A 17,951-nucleotide genomic window follows, 5' to 3' on the forward strand; every position below is an offset into this window, starting at 1 on the left:
AAAGCACCCCAAATGTCTTTATTATTTAATTACTGCACCAGTATAGCAAAAAATGAAAGCCCTAGCAAGATATTTGACTGAAAAATATATTTATATAGTTTTCAATGGTGATTTATTCTTCCTATACACTAAGAAAAACCTCCACATTCAGTGGAGGCAATCTCTTTTATCAATACAATTTTAAGTCACGTGGGTCAACTGGGAAGGTTGGGTTGTATGGGTTGTGACGAAGTTTGAAGTGTTTGACATCTTCAATAGTCTGAGTTCCAGACAACTGCATGACTGTCTTCAATTCCGCATTCAAGTGTTCAAAGACTTGACGCACACCAACACTACCGCCGAGAGCCAAGCCATAGATAACCGGGCGACCAATAGCTACTAAGTCTGCTCCTGAAGCCAAGGCTTTAAAGACGTGTTGACCACGACGAATACCTGAGTCAAAGACAATTGGTACGCGTTTGTCAACTGCTTCTGCTACTTCCTGAAGTGAATCAAAGGCAGCTGGTCCACCGTCGATTTGGCGGCCACCGTGGTTGGTTACCCAGATACCAGAGGCACCTGCAGCAAGGGAACGTTCAACGTCCTCACGGCATTGTGGACCCTTGACATAAACAGGAAGTCCTGAGTATTCAGCGATAAATTCTACATCACGTGGAGACAAGCGTTGTTTAGCTGATTTGTAAACAAAGTCCATTGATTTACCAGCACCTTCTGGCAGGTATTCTTCAACAATCGGCATGCCAACTGGGAAGACAAAACCATTGCGCTTGTCCACCTCACGATTACCTCCTACAGTCGCATCTGCTGTCAAGACAATCGCTTTATAACCTTCAGCCTTCACACGGTCCATGATGTGGCGATTGATTCCATCATCTTTACTAAAGTAGAATTGGAACCAATGAGGTGTCCCTTGAAGGGCTTCTGTAATTTCTGGAAGATCAACAGTAGAGTAGGAACTGGTTGTATAGAGGGAACCAAACTCATGCACACCACGCGCAGTCGCCACTTCACCTTGTTCATTTGCCAATTTATGAGCTGCAACAGGCGCCATAATGATTGGTGAAGACAATTTTTCACCTGCAAATTCAATCTCTGTACTTGGATTTTCTACATTGCAAAGCGTATGCGGAACGATGAGTTTGTGGTTAAAGGCACGAATATTCTCACGCAAAGTGAAAGTATCTTCCGCCCCACTAGCGATATAGCCAAATGCTGCTTTAGGAATAACTTGTTGCGCCATTGGCTCCAAATCATAGGTATTGATGAAGTCTACATGACCTTCTGCATTGCTTGTTTTGTATGACATAAAATGCCCTCCTTGATAAGTAAGCGTTTACTTTGTATATTACAAAAATATCATAACTCTTTTTTCAAAACTTTTCAAATATTTTGTTTGGAAATTTCATACTTTCAATCATTTTACAAAGATAATTAAAAATGATAAACTTTCTTAAGTTATGGAAATTCAAATAATCTTTTCATTTTCTAGTATAAAAAAGAAATCAGGTAATCCTAGTGACTACCTGTTTTTCTATGTTTTAAGCATTTTGCCAATTTTCTTGGTCTTCTTTAAATCGTTTTAGGAGATCTAAGCCTTCTGGTGTGATGTAACCTTCTTCTTGAGCTAGGTGAATGAGTTCACTGTAGTTAGAAAGTGTTAACAGCTTAACACCAGCATCTGAGAAGTTCTTATCTGCTTTTGGCAATTGGTAGCTGAAAATCGCTACAACTCCAAGAACATCTGCTCCTTCTCGTTTAGCAGCTGCTACAGCTTCAAGAACAGAACCACCAGTTGAAATAAGGTCTTCAACCACTACCATTTTTTGACCTTGAGCTACGCGGCCTTCGATTTGGTTACCAGCTCCGTGGTCTTTTGGTTTGCTACGGATATAGGCAAAAGGCAAGTTCATCTTATCAGCAATGATAGCTCCGTGTGGAATCCCTGCTGTTGCAGTTCCTGCAATGACTTCTACCTCTGGAAAGGCTTCTTTAATAGCTTCCACAAAGCCATTTTCAATTAAGGTACGAGTTTCTGGATAGGCTAGTGTCACACGATTATCAGTGTAAATCGGTGACCTGATACCAGATGCCCAAGTGAAAGGCTCCTCTGGTTTGAGGTAAACTGCTTGAATTTTCAAGAGGTGGCTAGCGATATCTTTAGCAAGTGTCATGGTATTCTCCTTTTATTTTTCTAATCTAGTTCTTTAATTCCAGTCCTGTGTCCATTCATCCTTGATGGCATGATAAGCTGCAACAGGATTCTCAGCTTGGGTAATGGGACGTCCCACTACGATATAGTCACTACCGATTTGATAAGCATCCGCTGGCGTCATGACGCGTTTTTGATCTCCTACTGCAGCACCTGCAGGACGAATGCCCGGTGTCAGACAGATAAAATCTGGATTGGTGGCCTGCTTGATGAGTTGTACTTCCTTAGCCGAGCAAACGACACCATCCAAGCCTGCTTCAGCTGTCTTCTTGGCATAATGTATTACAGACTCTTGCAGGCTGGTTTGGATATTTTGAAAGTCCTGCATCTGAGTTTCTGACGTTGATGTAAGCTGCGTTACAGCTATCAATTTTGCTTGACTTCCAAGACCTTCACGCGCAGCCTTCATCATCTCTACACCGCCAGCCGCATGAACATTTGTCATATCCACACCAAGCTGAGACAGGACCTTCATAGCTGATTTGACTGTATTGGGAATGTCATGAAGTTTGAGATCCAAAAAGACACTATGACCTTGACCTTTCAAGTAGGACACAATCTCAGGACCCGTTGCGTAATAAAGCTCCATCCCTACCTTAAGATAAAGGCTTTCTTCTGCTGGAAAAAGAGCTAAGAATTCCTTGACCACCTCAAAACTAGGAAAATCAAGAGCAATAACTGGACGATGTTCTCGCATAGGTTTCTCCTTTTACCTTTGCTAGTGAGAGAGTCTGGCCACAAGAAGCCACGAAAAAAGGAACCTGCCAACAGCAAGGTTCCACGAAAAATGGGTAGTCTCCACCCTTTCACCGTCTAACCTTAGCTGCCTCTCTGGACTGCTTTAAAGGTTTTTTACTATTCTATTATTTCTACTAACACTTGTCAAGTAAAAACATGGCAACTAAAGAGCTATAGAAGAAAAGGTAAACCTAGCGACGCGATGAACGTCGGGTCGTTTGGTTTTGATTGCCCTCTTCCTCCAGCTTTTTCCTTTCCTCTTCTAGTTTATTCTGCTGTTCTTCCAGTCTTTTCTTCTCTTCCTCTTTTTGTTTCTTCTCAGCTTCCTTAGCCTCTTGTTTGGCTTTTTCCTCAGCCTCCATAATTAATTTATCCGCCACTGTGTAGCTGTAAATTCCAGCTTCCATGTCGACCACACTTGGTTCTGACAATTGAGGCTTAATCTTACTGTAATAAGGCAATTTCTTACTCATTTCAGAAAGGGGAACCAAAACTTCGTCCGAATCATTCATAGTCACTCGAATTAAATCTGATGTGACCTTGCTTGGGGCTAGTTCCACCTTTTGGATAGCAGATTTGAATTCGGGGCTAATTTGAGAAAGTTCTGAGGTAAAGGTCTTGATTTGTTCGCTGTCATTAAAGAAAACTGATATATAAGTTTCTGGCAGACTCACCAAACTCACAGAACTGGTCTCTAGCTGACCGCTTGAAAGGATTGGATAATGACTTTCTCCAGAAACATAGTAGGCCACAATATCATATTCCTTGACCTTGATTGTAAACTTGGTTGGAAATTGATAGACAAGCTGAGCTGATTCAACCCAATAGTTAGACTTGATCTGCTCTTCATATTTTGCCTTATCTAGCAGAAGGTTAATCGTATAATCCGAATCCTGAATGCCTGAAGCCTGTCGAATATCATCATCTGTAGTTTGCACTGTTCCCTCAACACGAATATCCTTCATGGTCGCATAGGGGCTGAGCAAATAAGCAGAGACAACCAATAAAAGTAAACTGAGAAACAAAACCGAGATAGCACGCCAGATATGAACTCCTGGAATTTTCGGTTTGACCGGTTTTTCCTTTACAGGTTTTTTCTCTACTTTTTTAGCCTGTTTATTCTGTTTCTTTGGCTCTTTGGATTTTGGTTCTTCTTTGACTACTTCTTTTTTGACGTCTTCTGACTCTTCTACTTTTTCTTTAGCATCTTCCTTAGCTGATTTTGGGTCTTTTGGATCAGATTCACTCTCTTGGTCCTCGGTTGCATCTGACTTTTCAGATTTGGAAGCCATTCGAGCTTGTCTTTCCTTTTCCTTCTCCTCAGCTAGGGCTGCTTCTTCCTCAGCCTTCTTTTTTAGATATTCTTGGTTTCGTTTCTGCCATTCTGATAACTCTTTAAATTCTTCGAGGATTTCTTTGCCCTCATTTTTCTTATCTTTTGACATTTACTTTCCTTATGATAAATCTTTTTTCAACAATTGATAAAAATCTGCTAGAGATTTCAATTCCTTTGAAGCCTTCATCTTGGCTTGATAGTCTTCCTTGTTACTTAGTAAGTGAGAAAGCTTCTCTTCCAAACTATCCAAGGTCAAATCGCTTTCTTGAAGCTCTTCTGCATAGCCTTTTTTTGCAAAGTAAGCTGCATTTTCAATCTGGTCACCACGACTAGCTTCACGACCAAGCGGCACAATGACATGTAATTTTGCCATGGCTAAGAGCTCAAAAATCGTATTGGCACCACCTCGTGTCACAACAATGTCAGCCAATTCCATCAAGGGTTGATAGAGATTGGTCACATAATCAACACGAAAAAGATTTTGACTCAACTCGTTCAGGCTAGAATCTCCAGTTAGATTGATAATATTGTAGCGTTCTGTCAGTTCTTTCTTATGGTCTGTCACCAATTGGTTAAAGACACGAGCACCAGCAGAACCACCGATAAACAATACAGTTGGTAATTGGGGATTAAAGTGGGTTTGAATATCCACCAATTCATCGGGTTCTGGATTTTTTTGATCTGAAACCTTGGTCACTGCTCCCACATGCTCGACCTTAGACAAACTTGAAGCTTGCTCAAAGGTTGAATACATCTTCGTCGCAAATTTATAAGCTATTTTATTGGCCAATCCCATAGACAGGTCAGATTCGTGAATAAAGACTGGCACTCCTGACACACGCGCAGCGATAACAGGCGGTACTGAGACAAAGCCTCCCTTTGAAAAAAGAGCCTGTGGACGAAGTCGTAACATGATAAAGAGAGATTGGACGATTCCCCAGCCAACTTTGAAGACGTCCAGCATATTTTGCCAAGAGAAATAGCGACGCAATTTTCCAGTCGCAATGGAGTGGAAAGTGACATCCAAGCCTGACTTGAGGATTTCTTGGTGTTCAATCCCACGCTTATCCCCGATATAGTGGACTTCCCAGCCATCTTCGATAAACTTGGGCATTAACAAAAGGTTGAGGGTCACGTGTCCAACCGTCCCCCCACCTGTAAAGACAATTTTTTTCATATTATTCCTTTAACTCCGCTACTGTGTCGATAAAGAGGTCGCCACGTACTTCAAAGTTAGCATACATATCCCAGCTAGCATTAGCAGGACTGAGAAGAACCACATCTCCTTGAGTCGCAAGTTCATAGGCCTTGCGAGTCGCATCTGCAATATCAGTCGCATCCACATAAGACACACCAGCCTTATCTGCTGCCCGTTTAACACGTTCTGCAGACTGACCAAGGATGACCATCTTCTTGAGTCCAGTAATATCTGGCACCAATTCGTCAAACTCATTGCCACGGTCCAAACCACCTGCAATCAAAATGACCTTGCTGTTGTCAAATCCTGACAAGGCTTTTTGAGTAGCCAAGATATTGGTTGACTTGCTATCATTATAGAATTTGACACCCTTGATTTCATCCACAAATTGGAGACGGTGTTTGACACCTCCAAAGGCTGAAAGAGTTTCTTTAATGGTTTGGTTATCCACACCACGAAGCTTGGCTACAGCAATAGTCGCAAGGGCATTTTCCACATTGTGGCTACCTGGAACTCCGATTTCATTCGCTGCCATGACCACTTCACCACGGAAGTAGAGTTGACCATCTTCCAGATAAGCTCCATCAACCTTTTCAAGTGTTGAGAATGGTACAACTGTAGCTTGTGTTTTAGTAGCTAATTCTTTTGCCAAGTCTTGGTTAAAGTTCAAGACAAGGAAATCAGCCGCTGTCATCTTGTTCTGGATATTCCACTTGGCTGCTACATATTCCTCAAATGACCCATGGTAGTCAATATGAGTTGGCATGAGGTTGGTAATAACCGCAATCTCTGGATGGAATTCTTGAACGCCCATGAGTTGGAAAGAAGAAAGTTCCATAACAAGCGTGTCCTTGTCTGACGCAGTTTGGGCCACTTGACTAGCTGGATAGCCGATATTTCCTGATAAAAGACCATGTTGTCCAGCAGCAGTCAAAACTTCCCCGATCATCGTCGTTGTGGTTGTTTTTCCATTTGAACCAGTAATACCAACAATCGGTGCTTCTGAAATCAAGTAAGCCAATTCCACCTCGGTCAAGACTGGAATTCCCTTCGCCAAAGCCTTTTCAATCATAGGATTACTGTATGGGATACCTGGATTTTTCACCATAAGGGCGAACTCTTCATCCAAGAGTTCCAAAGGATGACCGCCTGTGATAACCTTGATCCCTTCTTCCAGCAAACTTTGGGCAGCTGGATTATCCTCAAAAGGTTTCCCGTCATTTACTGTCACAATAGCACCTAGTTTGTCCAACAAACGAGCTGCGGATTCACCAGACTTGGCCAAACCTAAAACAAGGACTTTCTTATTTTTAAATTGATCTATTACTTTCATGTCTCGAACTCCATTTCTACTCTTACTATTTTACCATTTTTATGGAAATAATTCTAAATGAAAATGCTCAGATTGGGCATTCTAACAAGCAAAAAGAGAGCCAAAACTCTCTTTTTATCTTCTTTTACTTTTACTGACCGACATGAGGGTAATATCTCGCAAGCTAAAGTATGCTAGGAAAAGCATGGCGATTGTGATAAAGAATTCTGTCGGTAGCTGAAAGATTTGCAGAACTGACAACATGAGCAAAATCAAAAGTGCTACGAAAGCAAAGACGACAAGGACGATGTTAACTGTCCCTTTAATGCTTTCTGGTGTCGCAAATACATAGAGTAGTAATAAGAGGATTCCTATGATTAAATAAACCATCTTTATCTCTTTCTAGCTCTTATTCAGCTGATTTTTTCTTCTTGTTAGCTTTCTCACGCTCTGCCTTGTTAAGGATTTGTTTACGCAAACGGATAGACTCAGGAGTTACTTCCATGTACTCATCATCATTCAAGAACTCAAGAGACTCTTCAAGGGTCAAGATACGAGGTGTCTTGATAACAGCTGTTTGGTCCTTAGTAGCTGAACGAACGTTAGTCATTTGTTTTGCCTTAGTGATGTTAACGGTCAAGTCGTTTTCACGAGAGTTTTCACCGATGATCATTCCTTCATAAACCTCAGTACCTGGGTTGACAAAGATTGTACCACGTTCTTCGATAGACATGATTGAGTAAGTTGTAGCCTTACCAGCATCGATAGAAACAAGGGCACCACGGTGACGACCACCAATTTCACCTGGAATCAATGGCAAGTATTGGTCAAAGGTATGGTTCATGATACCGTAACCACGAGTCATTGACAAGAACTCAGTTGAGTATCCAATCAAACCACGCGCTGGAACAAGGAAGACCAAACGAGTTTGACCATTACCAGTTGAAATCATATCCAACATTTCACCCTTACGTTCAGAAAGACTTTGGATAACAGATCCTTGGTATTCTTCTGGAGTGTCGATTTGGACACGTTCAAATGGCTCACATTTAACCCCATCGATTTCTTTTACGATAACTTCTGGACGAGATACTTGAAGTTCATATCCCTCACGACGCATTGTTTCGATAAGGATTGACAAGTGCAATTCTCCACGTCCTGAAACTGTCCATTTATCTGGTGAATCCGTTGGGTCAACACGAAGGGAAACGTCTGTTTGCAATTCTGCCTGCAAGCGTTCTTCCACCTTACGAGAAGTTACCCATTTACCTTCTTTACCAGCAAATGGTGAGTTGTTGACCAAGAAAGTCATTTGAAGAGTTGGCTCATCGATGTGTAGGATTGGAAGAGCTTCAACTGCGTCTGTAGGAGTAATGGTTTCACCGACAAAGATATCTTCCATACCTGAAACGGCAATCAAGTCACCTGCTTTTGCTTCTTGGATTTCACGACGTTCCAAACCAAAGAAACCGAAGAGTTTTGTAACACGGAAGTTTTTAGTTGTGCCATCAAGTTTAGAAAGGGTAACTTGGTCCCCAACCTTAACAGTACCACGGAAGACACGACCGATACCGATACGTCCAACAAAGTCGTTGTAGTCCAAAAGTGATACTTGGAACTGTAAAGGCTCATCTGAGTTATCTACTGGAGCTGGGATGTGGTCGATAATCGTGTCAAAGATTGGTGCCATAGTCGCTTCTTGGTCAGCTGGATCATCTGACAATGAAGAAGTTCCGTTGATCGCTGAAGCATATACCACTGGGAAGTCAAGCTGGTCGTCATCTGCACCAAGCTCGATGAAAAGTTCCAAGACTTCGTCCACTACTTCTGCTGGACGAGCTGATGGCTTATCGATTTTGTTAACAACCACGATTGGGACAAGGTCTTGTTCCAAAGCTTTTTTCAATACGAAACGAGTCTGTGGCATGGTTCCTTCGTAGGCATCTACGACCAAGACAACACCGTCAACCATTTTCATGATACGCTCAACTTCTCCACCGAAGTCCGCGTGTCCTGGTGTGTCCATGATGTTGATACGAGTTCCGTTATAGGCAACGGCTGTATTTTTAGCAAGAATGGTAATTCCACGCTCTTTTTCGATATCGTTTGAGTCCATAGCACGCTCAGCCAATTCAGTACGCGCATCAAGCGTTTCTGATTGTTTCAATAATTCGTCAACAAGGGTTGTTTTACCGTGGTCAACGTGGGCGATAATCGCAATGTTACGGATATCTTCTCTTAATTTTGTCATGATTTCCTCTATAATATTCAAAATTTATTTTCTAACTGAACGATTATACCATATTTTCAAGTAAATAACATAATTCAAGCAAGTGTAAATGTTTTCACTCCGCTTTTCTTTTCACGTCATTCCTTTTCAAAGCAAACAACTTATGATAAGATAGGCACAGTATGCGTTTAGATAATTTATTAGCCCAAGAAAAAATCAGCCGAAAGGTCATGAAACAAGCACTTCTCAAAGGGGAAATTCTAGTCGATGGTTGCCCAGCCTGTTCCTTAGCCCAAAATATCGATACAGGACTACAGGAACTTCTTTTTCAGGGCCAAATCATTCAAGGCTATGAGCACACCTATCTGATGCTTCATAAACCTGCTGGTGTCGTGACAGCCAATAAAGACAAGGAACTCCAAACCGTCATGGATCTCCTTTCACCTGACATCCAGTCTGACAAGCTCTATGCCGTCGGCCGACTGGACCGAGATACGACAGGACTCCTCCTCTTGACCGATAACGGCCCTTTGGGATTTCAGCTCCTCCATCCCCAATATCATGTCGATAAGACTTATCAAGTTGAGGTTAATGGACTTCTAACACCTGACCATATCCAAGCCTTTCAAAAGGGAATTGTCTTTTTAGATGGCACTGTCTGTAAAGCTGCAAGACTAGAGATTCTATCTGCAAGTCCTTCCCACAGCCAAGCCTCTATCACCATTTCAGAAGGAAAATTTCATCAGGTTAAAAAAATGTTCCTCTCAGTTGGTGTCAAGGTTGTCTCTCTCAAACGAGTTCAGTTCGGTGACTTTACATTAGACCCAGAACTAGCAGAAGGGCAATTCCGTCCCTTGAATCCAGAGGAATTGGAAATCATTAAAAACTATTTAGAAAAAAGTGGATAAAAGAAAAAAGCTTTATTTTTAAAGCTTTTTTAATCTTCTTTAACTCATGTGTAAGATAATTCCAACAATCCAGTTAAGAGCAGAAAGAACAATACCTACTACAGCCACAATTCTTTCTGTTTTATAATCAAGTCCAGATTCTTTTTGAAGTTCGTTAGCATACAAAATACCAGCGATACCTAAAAGAATACCTCCCAAAGCAAATAATAAACTCATAACAATAGACAGAATACCCACCAAAAGTGGATTTTTTTTCTTTTCTTCTTTTTCTAAAAACTCCTTAAACTAAACACAAATGAATAATACCATAAAAATCGGCTTTATCAATTGGGTGAAAAATGTTAACACTATGTTATCCGGTTCTTGAACCGAGAAGAGTGGATAAAACAAAAAAGCTTTTAAAAATAAAGCTTTTTTTGTTAGAATCCTGATTAGTGCATCATTAAGAGGAGTCCTGCAACCCAGTTAATTACAGAAACTACAATCCCTACGATATTAAGAATTCGTTCTGTTTTATAGTCTAATTCAGATTCTTTTTGATGTGAATTAGCCAAGACTAGACCAATGATCCCCAAAACGAGACCTACGATTGGAGATAGCAAACCAAGAACGATAGATAGGATACCTAAAACAAGGGAAGATTTCTTCTTTTCTTTCATATTATGAAACTCCTAAAATTATTACCACTAAATTATATCAAAAGAAATAGGTTTTGTCTATATAATACTATAAGTTTTTTATCATATTAATTATAGCAACTTCTCAAAGAAACGTCCACTTGTCTACCCAAAGCGGAACTTAGTTTGAGAATTTAGCTTATGTTAATTAGTCTTCACTTTTCCATTCCAAGAATCCAATCCATAAGAAAGGATATAAATCTCAGAGAAACCTTGCTTTTTCAGATAAAGTGCTGCATTGGTCACTCGTTGTCCACGTTGATTTTCGTAAAGCAACACTGGTTTATCCTTACGAAGGGCTGCAAGACTAGTCTTCAACTGACTTGAAGGAATATTGCGTGCACCAAGTATATGTTTTCTGTGGAATTCAGCTGGGTCGCGCAAATCAATCAATTGACCCGTACGAATCAAGGCTTCAAATTCCTCATTGTCCACGATTTTAGCCGCACGACGAATACGGAGATAGTTAAAGCCCATCCACGCCAACATTGCTAGTATTAGTGCCCACAAAATCCAAGTAACCATTAGTTCTTTTCTCCATTTTTCTCAATATAATCCAATTCTACCTTGTGCTCTCTGCGAAGAACTGCTTCTGCCTCTAGATAGTCTAATTTGTCCATCAACCCTGCATCGTAAATTCGAGAGAGCTCCAACTTCATCAGTTCAATATCATATAAGCGTTTTCCCATGTAAACAATAATACCAAATCGTTTGAGGAATTGCTGCACATCATAGAATGTTTTCATAAGACTCATTCTAGCAAAATTTTGTGTTTTTTTCAAGAAGAGACTCACACAATGCTCCTGATTTTCCTATCTTCTTTGGCGATTCTGACGCAAGTGTGGTACAATAAAAACATGAGAATTCAACAATTACATTATATTATCAAAATCGTCGAAACTGGCTCCATGAATGAGGCAGCCAAGCAACTCTTTATCACTCAACCGAGTCTTTCCAATGCTGTGAGAGATTTGGAAAATGAAATGGGTATTGAAATTTTTATCCGCAATCCCAAGGGTATCACCTTGACCCGTGATGGGATGGAGTTTCTCTCCTATGCCCGTCAGGTTGTCGAGCAAACCCAACTTCTGGAGGAACGTTATAAAAATCCTGTCGCCCACCGCGAACTCTTTAGCGTTTCGTCTCAACACTATGCCTTTGTAGTCAATGCCTTTGTCTCTCTGCTCAAGAAAAGTGATATGGAGAAATATGAGCTCTTTCTTCGTGAAACTCGGACTTGGGAGATTATCGATGACGTCAAGAACTTCCGTAGTGAGGTCGGTGTTCTCTTTTTGAACAGCTACAACCGTGATGTTTTAACCAAAATGCTGGATGACAACCACCTGCTAGCTCACCATCTCTTTACAGCTCAGCCTCATATCTTTGTCAGCAAGACTAATCCTCTGGCCAAGAAAGACAAGGTGAAACTGGAAGATTTAGAAAACTTCCCTTACCTCAGCTATGACCAAGGAACTCATAACTCCTTCTACTTTTCAGAAGAGATTCTCTCGCAGGAATACCACAAAAAATCTATCGTAGTCAGCGACCGTGCTACCCTCTTTAATCTCTTGATTGGTTTGGATGGTTATACCATTGCGACAGGGATTTTGAACAGCAACCTCAACGGAGACAATATCGTTTCTATCCCACTGGATATTGATGACCCAATTGAGCTGGTCTATATCCAGCATGAAAAAACCAGCCTATCTAAGATGGGCGAACGCTTTATAGACTATCTACTAGAAGAAGTTCAGTTTGATAGTTGAGAAATCAGCAAGATTTTATTATAATAAGCAAAAAAACAAAAGGAGTTTAATATGAAAAAGGTTTTACTTGCTAGTGCAGTTGCCTTATCTATTTTAGGATACACTCAAACAACTGCCCAAGCTCAAGAAAATAAAGCAGAGTCAGTACGAGAAAATGTAACAATTCCTCATTCAAGTACTTCAAAAATCGAAAACCAAGAAAAATCGAAAGAGAAGGTCGAAAAAACAGACAATTCTTCTAAAATTGATGATAAAGAAGAAAAAATAGAGAAAAAAATCCTGCTACAGAAGAGAAGAAGTCTGAAGTAAAAAAAGAAGAAAAAGTTGAAAAAGTCAAAGAAGGTTGGCAGGAAGAAAATAATAACTGGCGCTTTTACGAACACAACAAACCTGTTACTAACTGGAAAAAAATCCAAGGAAAGTGGTACTACTTCAATAAAGATGGCCATCGACTAAGCAATACAACCTTTGATGGTTATGTTTTCAATAAAGATGGAGTGATGGCTGAAAACGGTTGGAACTTTATCAATGGAAAATGGTACTTCGCTAATTCTTCTGGAAAAATTTCTCAGAATAAATGGGAGAAAATTGGTGGTGCTTGGTATTACTTTGACAAAGATGGAATCATGCTTAGTAATACAACTTTTGATAACTATTTACTGACCAAAAATGGAGCTATGGCCACAAACGGCTGGGCAAAAATCGACCAAAATTGGTATTATGCCACATCCTCTGGAAAAATCTCTCAGGACAAGTGGGAGAAAGTCAATGGTTCTTGGTACTACTTTGATAAAAAGGGAATCATGTTGAGCTCAACTACATTTAAGGGCTACCTATTTAATAACAGTGGTGCTATGGCTGAAAATAGCTGGGTAAAAATTAAAGATACCTGGTTCTATGCGAACGCATCTGGAAAATTTGTCCAAAACAAATGGGAAAAAATCAGCGGTTCTTGGTATTCTTTTGCTCAAGATGGAGCTATGTTAGCCGATAAATGGTCGGGAAGCTATTATCTAAAAACCAATGGAGCCATGGCTGATAATGAATGGATATTTGACAAAAATTATAATAGCTGGTTCTTTTTGAAGCGTGGTGGAATGTATGCATCAAAAGAATGGATTGGAGCTTACTATCTCAAAGCTGGTGGTTATATGGCTAAAAAAGAGTGGATTTACGACGACACTTATAAGGCTCGCTACTACTTAGATGATAATGGACATTATGTTTCCGGAACTTACAAAATTGACGGTAAAGACCATCTATTCCACAAAAATGGTCAATGGATTTCTGAGGTCTCAAAAGAAGTTGGTTTTGTAAAAGGCCAATACAGTAGAACCATCTTTTTAGATCCAGGACATGGTGGAAGAGACTCAGGTGCATACTATTACAATGTCGCTGAAAAAGACCTCAACATGCAGGTGTATCGTAAATTACGCAAAAAGTTAGAAGAACTTGGCTACAAAGTTCTTACTTCACGTGATAGTGATATTGATGTAGATTTTGTTACAGAGCGTTCTCGTATGGTTAACAAGACTAACTCTGATATCTTTATTAGTATTCACTTCAATGCGACTGGCAGCGCGTACTCTAGAGCTAGTGGAATTCAAACCTATTCCTATAGTGATGATCCCGATTATCCAAGTAAAATCAACCCATACTGGCATAACCATCCTGACCGTATGAGTGAGAGCAAGCGTCTTGCAGCCGCTATCCACTCTTCATTGTTAGCTGAAACTGGTGCTAAAGATGCTGGTTTATTGGAAAGAAGCTTTGCCGTTCTTCGAGAAACTGCTAAACCAGCCGTCCTCCTAGAGCTAGGTTATATAGATAATTTCGCTGAAAATCAACAGATTCGAGATAGCCACTATCAAGATAAGCTTGTAGCAGGTATCGTGAAAGGAATTCAAAAATATTACGCTGGTAAGTAAAAAAGGGTCTCGAGAAATCTCGAGGCCTTTTCTATTTGTCTTCTTTTGTATCTTTATCAGGAAAGAGGTATCCAATACCAATGCAAGCTAGTACGCCCGCTCCAATTACCAAGCCACTTGAAATTGGCAAAAGGTCTAAAATTGCATTTGCAATGATAAAAGCAATAATTAAACACATCAGACTAGCCTTGTAGTCTTTTTTCAAAAAATTCTCTAGAGTGAAAAAGAGGAACAAGCCTACCGGAATGAGTGACCAGAGGTTGACATCCAAACTTGGCCATCCAACAGAACCAAAATACACTACTGTCGCTGCTGCTACTAAAAATACAATCCCTAATAACTTTTTCATTTGTTTATCTCCAATTTCTTTTTTATGAACTTGAGTTATCTGATAGTGACGCCTCACGTCCCTTACAAAAATCATTATAGCAGAGGTCAGTTTCAAGAACAAGTTCTTTTGCCTATCTGGTCTCTATATCTGTCTAAGTGGTTGAATATAAAAACGGAGAGAACAACGATTGTCCTCTCCAGATGTTATCTTTTTTTCAATCCACTACAGTTGATAAAGAGCCAAAAAATATTACTCAAATTTTTTCCAACTAAGTTTATCTTCATCTAACACTGTAGATTGATTTAAAAGATTTTGTAAACTCTCCTCGGTATATTTTTCTCCTTGCTTATCCTTTATATTAGGAGTATCTGCCTTTTTATGAGTTACTGGGTCTTCACTATTAATTGTTAAAGATAATACTTCAACAATCCTAGTTCCATCAAGTGTGAATTTGTACTGACTAAGACCATGTAGAAATGCACCCCCTGAACCATATTCCCAAAAACTACCATCTGTCATTGGATATACATGAGAACGATAGCCTCTTCCTGGGAAATTATCGACTATCTTATCACCTTCCAAAGTAAAAATACCGAAAATTTCACGTTTCCAAACTAATTTTGTATCATTAGTTGATACAGAATTTTCATTTGTTGTTCGGACTTCACTAGCTATAACCAGCTCATTTACACCATTGTGGTCAAAATCATATAAAGAATAATAAAGATCTCTAGGTTTACCGCTAGATAATATTTCACCATTGACAAATTTTGATCCTTGTATATATTGACCAGCTTTAATCGTTTTTAAATATTCATCCAATACAGGTTGATAATCTTTTTCAGTTCCTTTAATTTCTTCTTTGCTTTTTAGTCCTGATACTGTTACTTCTACAACATTTTCCTCAAATGTTTTTCCTTTTGACTTTAACTCTTTTAAATAAGAATCTTTAACCTTAAATGTTAATTTATCACCGTTCTTCAGATTTTTGGGTTTATCTGTTTGTTTGAATTCTAGAACAGAATTTGGACTATCTAAAAATTTACCATGGCCATCGACTCCTGTAAATTGAATATTTGCTTCTTTTATTAAATCTTCCGCTGAAACCTTCTCATATTCCTTTAAATTTTCAACTTTAAAAGTTTTCTTCTCAGATTTTATAGGAACATTAGGATTTGTAACTGTCACTGCAATAGTTACTTCTTCTCCATTTTTTAGTCCATTTTGCTTATCGATATCAATATGTACACTCTCAAACATTGATTTAATAAGTGGCATTTTAGAAGCATATCGAGGATCTGATTCTATTTTCTTTTGTCCATCTGGATCAGTAGCGAATAGTTTTGCTTGGTCTTTATCAACACCAGCTTTTTCTAAAATAATCTGCATCATCCAAGATTGAAATTCTGTCTCATTAGATTCCTTTAGTTCACCATCTCCATCGTAACCAGAAAATTCAACAGTTAGTACGTTGAATACACTTTTTGGTTGAGACTGAAAATAAATATAACCACCTAAAGAAAACAAAACAAGTAATAATACAATAAAAATTCCTACAGACTTCTTCCGATTAGTTGATACAAATTTCTTAATTTTTTCTAAGAAAGATTGTTTCTTTATTGATTTACTCCTATCCGCACTTAAATTTTTTAAATAAATTGACAATTCTTCTGGTGTAGGTTTACGACCATTTTGCTCTTCAAATTGATTTATCCAATCTTTATTATTCATTCTTCTCTCCCAATTATTTTTCAATTAATGTTCTTAAACACTAATACCTAATCAAACAACCATAGATTGTCTGTTCTTAATTTACACAAAAATTTTGTCTTGCTTAACTCATAAAACAACCTCACTAATTTTAAAATCCTAAGTTGTCAAATTAAGTTAGTTTTTTTTCTTTTCCTTAGATTCTAGAGAAGTTTTGATTGCTTCGCGTTCAGCCTGTAGTTGAGCTAAATTCTTCTCCTCTTCCTCAAGTTTACTAGTATCTGGTTTAACACGATAATAAAAATTTTCTGGTTCCGTAAACATACTAGGACTTTGTCCAGCCACAAGTCTATCTTCAGCAGTATTTGATTGATCAGTATACTGTCCAGCGGACTTGACAATGCCTCTAGGTATTGCATATAGCACAGCTCCTCCTGCCATTAAACCTTTTGGCCATATACCAAAAGAAGCTGTATCAGATTTAGGACGTTCTTGACCTTTTGGGACTTTTAATTCATAAGTAGATTCAACTTTTTGACCATCTCTATAGCCAATTGCATATATTTCACTAGACTCATTAATAGAGTCATTAATAACAAATTCTTTACCCGAAGCTGTACGCCATGTACCTTTCAAACTAGATAAATCGTTATTTCTTAGTGCTTCAATATCCAGTTTCGGAACTGCAGTTTCTTCTTTTAGCTTGCTAACTACCTTCTCTGACTCAGAGACCTCGCTATCTAAACTGGTTAGCTGTTCCTTGAGTTTTTGAATCTCCTCTTCTTTCTTCTTCTCATTCTCAGACGCTTTCGAAGTATCTATCGCTTCTTTACTTGTGTTCTCTTTTTTAGCAACTGAAGAAATGGCTTCATTTGACTCTTTCTTTGCGTTAGGTGAGAATAAGAAGAGGCTTGCTAGGATTGCAACGACCAAGAGACTAATGGCAATGCCAATATAGACTTTTATTTTAAAAAACTTGCCCCTAATCTTAGATGGAGAAGTTCCTTTCACTACCTTCGATACAGTTGATTTCGGACCATTTTTCTCTTCAAAATGTTTCTTAGTCATAGTATTCCTCCCATTTTTCACTATATTTCACCTATATCTTAAACAAATTCGTAAGATTTGTCAGTATCCATGAATGGATGGATTTTCAAAAGAAAACCAATCAACTAACCCTTAAATATTGGCAGCAATAGAATCATCCATTAAACTCTATATCGAATTTATTAACATAAATTATACCATAATTTTTAAGAATTTTATATATTTTTATAGTCTAACTATGATAATGAAAAGGAGCTATCCTTTCATATTATTCACTTATATTATGTTTATAAAAAATCTAATAGGCATATTTACTTATCATATTTCATATAGCCTGTACTTCATCAAATAAATCTTGAGTTTTTACTACAATTGTAAAAGCACAGTTTTTAATATATAGTTCGATACTGTATTTTATGAAATTGGTAAAATCCAAAAAATCTTCCTATCTGTAATAAGAAGATTTTTTGTTATCTAAATGAAGTCCATTAATACATTCTAAAAGTGTATAATTATCAATGTAAACTTAAGAATTAAGTATTAAATAGTAATTGTCAACAA

Annotated in this window: 18 protein-coding genes and 1 pseudogene; 4 read left to right on the forward strand and 15 right to left on the reverse strand. The window is 38.7% G+C overall.

Annotated features, from left to right (window positions below):
• Positions 1-169 precede the first annotated feature (169 nt).
• From lctO to typA, 8 genes are all read right to left on the reverse strand, one after another.
• Positions 170-1,306, reverse strand: coding sequence for an L-lactate oxidase (lctO, locus tag HMPREF2701_RS09385; RefSeq protein ID WP_000120723.1), 1,137 nt, complete (start codon positions 1,304-1,306; stop codon positions 170-172).
• 232 nt (positions 1,307-1,538) lie between these two features.
• Complete coding sequence (pyrE, locus tag HMPREF2701_RS09390; RefSeq protein WP_070482854.1) at positions 1,539-2,171, reverse strand: orotate phosphoribosyltransferase; 633 nt, start codon at positions 2,169-2,171, stop codon at positions 1,539-1,541.
• 33 nt (positions 2,172-2,204) lie between these two features.
• Positions 2,205-2,906 carry an orotidine-5'-phosphate decarboxylase gene (pyrF, locus tag HMPREF2701_RS09395; RefSeq protein ID WP_070482857.1) on the reverse strand — a complete coding sequence of 234 codons (702 nt, stop codon included), beginning with the start codon at positions 2,904-2,906 and terminating at the stop codon, positions 2,205-2,207.
• Between the two features lie 232 nt (positions 2,907-3,138).
• On the reverse strand, positions 3,139-4,392 hold the full coding sequence (locus HMPREF2701_RS09400; RefSeq protein WP_061589857.1) for a cell division protein FtsQ/DivIB: 1,254 nt from the start codon (positions 4,390-4,392) through the stop codon (positions 3,139-3,141).
• A gap of 9 nt (positions 4,393-4,401) precedes the next feature.
• The gene (locus tag HMPREF2701_RS09405; RefSeq protein WP_061589858.1) at positions 4,402-5,460 is read right to left on the reverse strand and encodes a UDP-N-acetylglucosamine--N-acetylmuramyl-(pentapeptide) pyrophosphoryl-undecaprenol N-acetylglucosamine transferase; all 1,059 of its coding nucleotides are present in this window, start codon (positions 5,458-5,460) and stop codon (positions 4,402-4,404) included.
• Position 5,461: 1 nt separating this feature from the next.
• Positions 5,462-6,814 carry a UDP-N-acetylmuramoyl-L-alanine--D-glutamate ligase gene (murD, locus tag HMPREF2701_RS09410; protein ID WP_061589859.1) on the reverse strand — a complete coding sequence of 451 codons (1,353 nt, stop codon included), beginning with the start codon at positions 6,812-6,814 and terminating at the stop codon, positions 5,462-5,464.
• Between the two features lie 114 nt (positions 6,815-6,928).
• Positions 6,929-7,183 (reverse strand): DUF3165 family protein, encoded by a 255-nt coding sequence (locus tag HMPREF2701_RS09415; protein ID WP_061589860.1) that lies wholly within the window; start codon positions 7,181-7,183, stop codon positions 6,929-6,931.
• A gap of 19 nt (positions 7,184-7,202) precedes the next feature.
• Entirely contained in the window at positions 7,203-9,044 is a 1,842-nt protein-coding gene (gene typA / locus HMPREF2701_RS09420; protein WP_000164111.1) for a translational GTPase TypA, read from the reverse strand.
• A 161-nt stretch (positions 9,045-9,205) separates the two neighbouring features.
• Here typA and HMPREF2701_RS09425 point away from each other — a divergent pair, with 161 nt between their 5' ends.
• Positions 9,206-9,931, forward strand: a complete 726-nt coding sequence (locus tag HMPREF2701_RS09425; protein ID WP_061589861.1) for a 16S rRNA pseudouridine(516) synthase — start codon at positions 9,206-9,208, stop codon at positions 9,929-9,931.
• Between the two features lie 39 nt (positions 9,932-9,970).
• On the opposite strand, the gene HMPREF2701_RS09430 is transcribed toward HMPREF2701_RS09425, so the two are convergent.
• From HMPREF2701_RS09430 to HMPREF2701_RS09445, 4 genes are all read right to left on the reverse strand, one after another.
• Positions 9,971-10,147: a DUF4190 domain-containing protein gene (locus HMPREF2701_RS09430; protein WP_125409378.1), complete on the reverse strand. Its 177-nt coding sequence runs from the start codon at positions 10,145-10,147 to the stop codon at positions 9,971-9,973.
• Between the two features lie 215 nt (positions 10,148-10,362).
• Entirely contained in the window at positions 10,363-10,590 is a 228-nt protein-coding gene (locus HMPREF2701_RS09435; protein ID WP_049492311.1) for a hypothetical protein, read from the reverse strand.
• A gap of 162 nt (positions 10,591-10,752) precedes the next feature.
• Positions 10,753-11,133, reverse strand: coding sequence for a rhodanese-like domain-containing protein (locus HMPREF2701_RS09440; RefSeq protein WP_061589862.1), 381 nt, complete (start codon positions 11,131-11,133; stop codon positions 10,753-10,755).
• Positions 11,133-11,402, reverse strand: coding sequence for a YqgQ family protein (locus HMPREF2701_RS09445; RefSeq protein WP_000051787.1), 270 nt, complete (start codon positions 11,400-11,402; stop codon positions 11,133-11,135). The genes HMPREF2701_RS09440 and HMPREF2701_RS09445 overlap by 1 nt, the downstream gene beginning before the upstream one ends.
• 63 nt (positions 11,403-11,465) lie before the next feature.
• Between HMPREF2701_RS09445 and HMPREF2701_RS09450 the strand changes: the two genes are divergently transcribed.
• The 3 genes and pseudogenes from HMPREF2701_RS09450 to HMPREF2701_RS09455 all read left to right on the forward strand — a co-directional run.
• Positions 11,466-12,374 (forward strand): LysR family transcriptional regulator, encoded by a 909-nt coding sequence (locus tag HMPREF2701_RS09450; protein ID WP_049487917.1) that lies wholly within the window; start codon positions 11,466-11,468, stop codon positions 12,372-12,374.
• Positions 12,375-12,425: 51 nt separating this feature from the next.
• The gene (locus tag HMPREF2701_RS11715; RefSeq protein ID WP_225902318.1) at positions 12,426-12,683 is read left to right on the forward strand and encodes a hypothetical protein; all 258 of its coding nucleotides are present in this window, start codon (positions 12,426-12,428) and stop codon (positions 12,681-12,683) included.
• Positions 12,684-12,709: 26 nt separating this feature from the next.
• Positions 12,710-14,302 (forward strand): annotated as a pseudogene (locus HMPREF2701_RS09455) (N-acetylmuramoyl-L-alanine amidase); the annotation flags it as partial.
• Between the two features lie 31 nt (positions 14,303-14,333).
• Here the strand turns inward: HMPREF2701_RS09455 and HMPREF2701_RS09460 are convergent.
• From HMPREF2701_RS09460 to HMPREF2701_RS09470, 3 genes are all read right to left on the reverse strand, one after another.
• Positions 14,334-14,651: a hypothetical protein gene (locus tag HMPREF2701_RS09460; protein ID WP_049492320.1), complete on the reverse strand. Its 318-nt coding sequence runs from the start codon at positions 14,649-14,651 to the stop codon at positions 14,334-14,336.
• Positions 14,652-14,882: 231 nt separating this feature from the next.
• Positions 14,883-16,364 (reverse strand): hypothetical protein, encoded by a 1,482-nt coding sequence (locus HMPREF2701_RS09465; protein WP_070482860.1) that lies wholly within the window; start codon positions 16,362-16,364, stop codon positions 14,883-14,885.
• Between the two features lie 156 nt (positions 16,365-16,520).
• Complete coding sequence (locus tag HMPREF2701_RS09470; RefSeq protein WP_070482863.1) at positions 16,521-17,411, reverse strand: DUF6287 domain-containing protein; 891 nt, start codon at positions 17,409-17,411, stop codon at positions 16,521-16,523.
• Positions 17,412-17,951: the final 540 nt, after the last annotated feature.

The sequence above is a fragment of the Streptococcus sp. HMSC077D04 genome, from assembly GCF_001808785.1.
Lineage (GTDB): Bacteria > Bacillota > Bacilli > Lactobacillales > Streptococcaceae > Streptococcus > Streptococcus mitis_BX.

Excerpts from the sequence above, each read along its gene's own strand:
- lctO (WP_000120723.1), bottom strand. The coding sequence starts at position 1,306 with ATGTCATACAAAACAAGCAATGCAGAAGGTCATGTAGACTTCATCAAT.
- pyrE (WP_070482854.1), bottom strand. The coding sequence starts at position 2,171 with ATGACACTTGCTAAAGATATCGCTAGCCACCTCTTGAAAATTCAAGCA.
- pyrF (WP_070482857.1), bottom strand. The coding sequence starts at position 2,906 with ATGCGAGAACATCGTCCAGTTATTGCTCTTGATTTTCCTAGTTTTGAG.
- HMPREF2701_RS09400 (WP_061589857.1), bottom strand. The coding sequence starts at position 4,392 with ATGTCAAAAGATAAGAAAAATGAGGGCAAAGAAATCCTCGAAGAATTT.
- HMPREF2701_RS09405 (WP_061589858.1), bottom strand. The coding sequence starts at position 5,460 with ATGAAAAAAATTGTCTTTACAGGTGGGGGGACGGTTGGACACGTGACC.
- murD (WP_061589859.1), bottom strand. The coding sequence starts at position 6,814 with ATGAAAGTAATAGATCAATTTAAAAATAAGAAAGTCCTTGTTTTAGGT.
- HMPREF2701_RS09415 (WP_061589860.1), bottom strand. The coding sequence starts at position 7,183 with ATGGTTTATTTAATCATAGGAATCCTCTTATTACTACTCTATGTATTT.
- typA (WP_000164111.1), bottom strand. The coding sequence starts at position 9,044 with ATGACAAAATTAAGAGAAGATATCCGTAACATTGCGATTATCGCCCAC.
- HMPREF2701_RS09425 (WP_061589861.1), top strand. The coding sequence starts at position 9,206 with ATGCGTTTAGATAATTTATTAGCCCAAGAAAAAATCAGCCGAAAGGTC.
- HMPREF2701_RS09430 (WP_125409378.1), bottom strand. The coding sequence starts at position 10,147 with ATGAGTTTATTATTTGCTTTGGGAGGTATTCTTTTAGGTATCGCTGGT.
- HMPREF2701_RS09435 (WP_049492311.1), bottom strand. The coding sequence starts at position 10,590 with ATGAAAGAAAAGAAGAAATCTTCCCTTGTTTTAGGTATCCTATCTATC.
- HMPREF2701_RS09440 (WP_061589862.1), bottom strand. The coding sequence starts at position 11,133 with ATGGTTACTTGGATTTTGTGGGCACTAATACTAGCAATGTTGGCGTGG.
- HMPREF2701_RS09450 (WP_049487917.1), top strand. The coding sequence starts at position 11,466 with ATGAGAATTCAACAATTACATTATATTATCAAAATCGTCGAAACTGGC.
- HMPREF2701_RS11715 (WP_225902318.1), top strand. The coding sequence starts at position 12,426 with ATGAAAAAGGTTTTACTTGCTAGTGCAGTTGCCTTATCTATTTTAGGA.
- HMPREF2701_RS09460 (WP_049492320.1), bottom strand. The coding sequence starts at position 14,651 with ATGAAAAAGTTATTAGGGATTGTATTTTTAGTAGCAGCAGCGACAGTA.
- HMPREF2701_RS09465 (WP_070482860.1), bottom strand. The coding sequence starts at position 16,364 with ATGAATAATAAAGATTGGATAAATCAATTTGAAGAGCAAAATGGTCGT.
- HMPREF2701_RS09470 (WP_070482863.1), bottom strand. The coding sequence starts at position 17,411 with ATGACTAAGAAACATTTTGAAGAGAAAAATGGTCCGAAATCAACTGTA.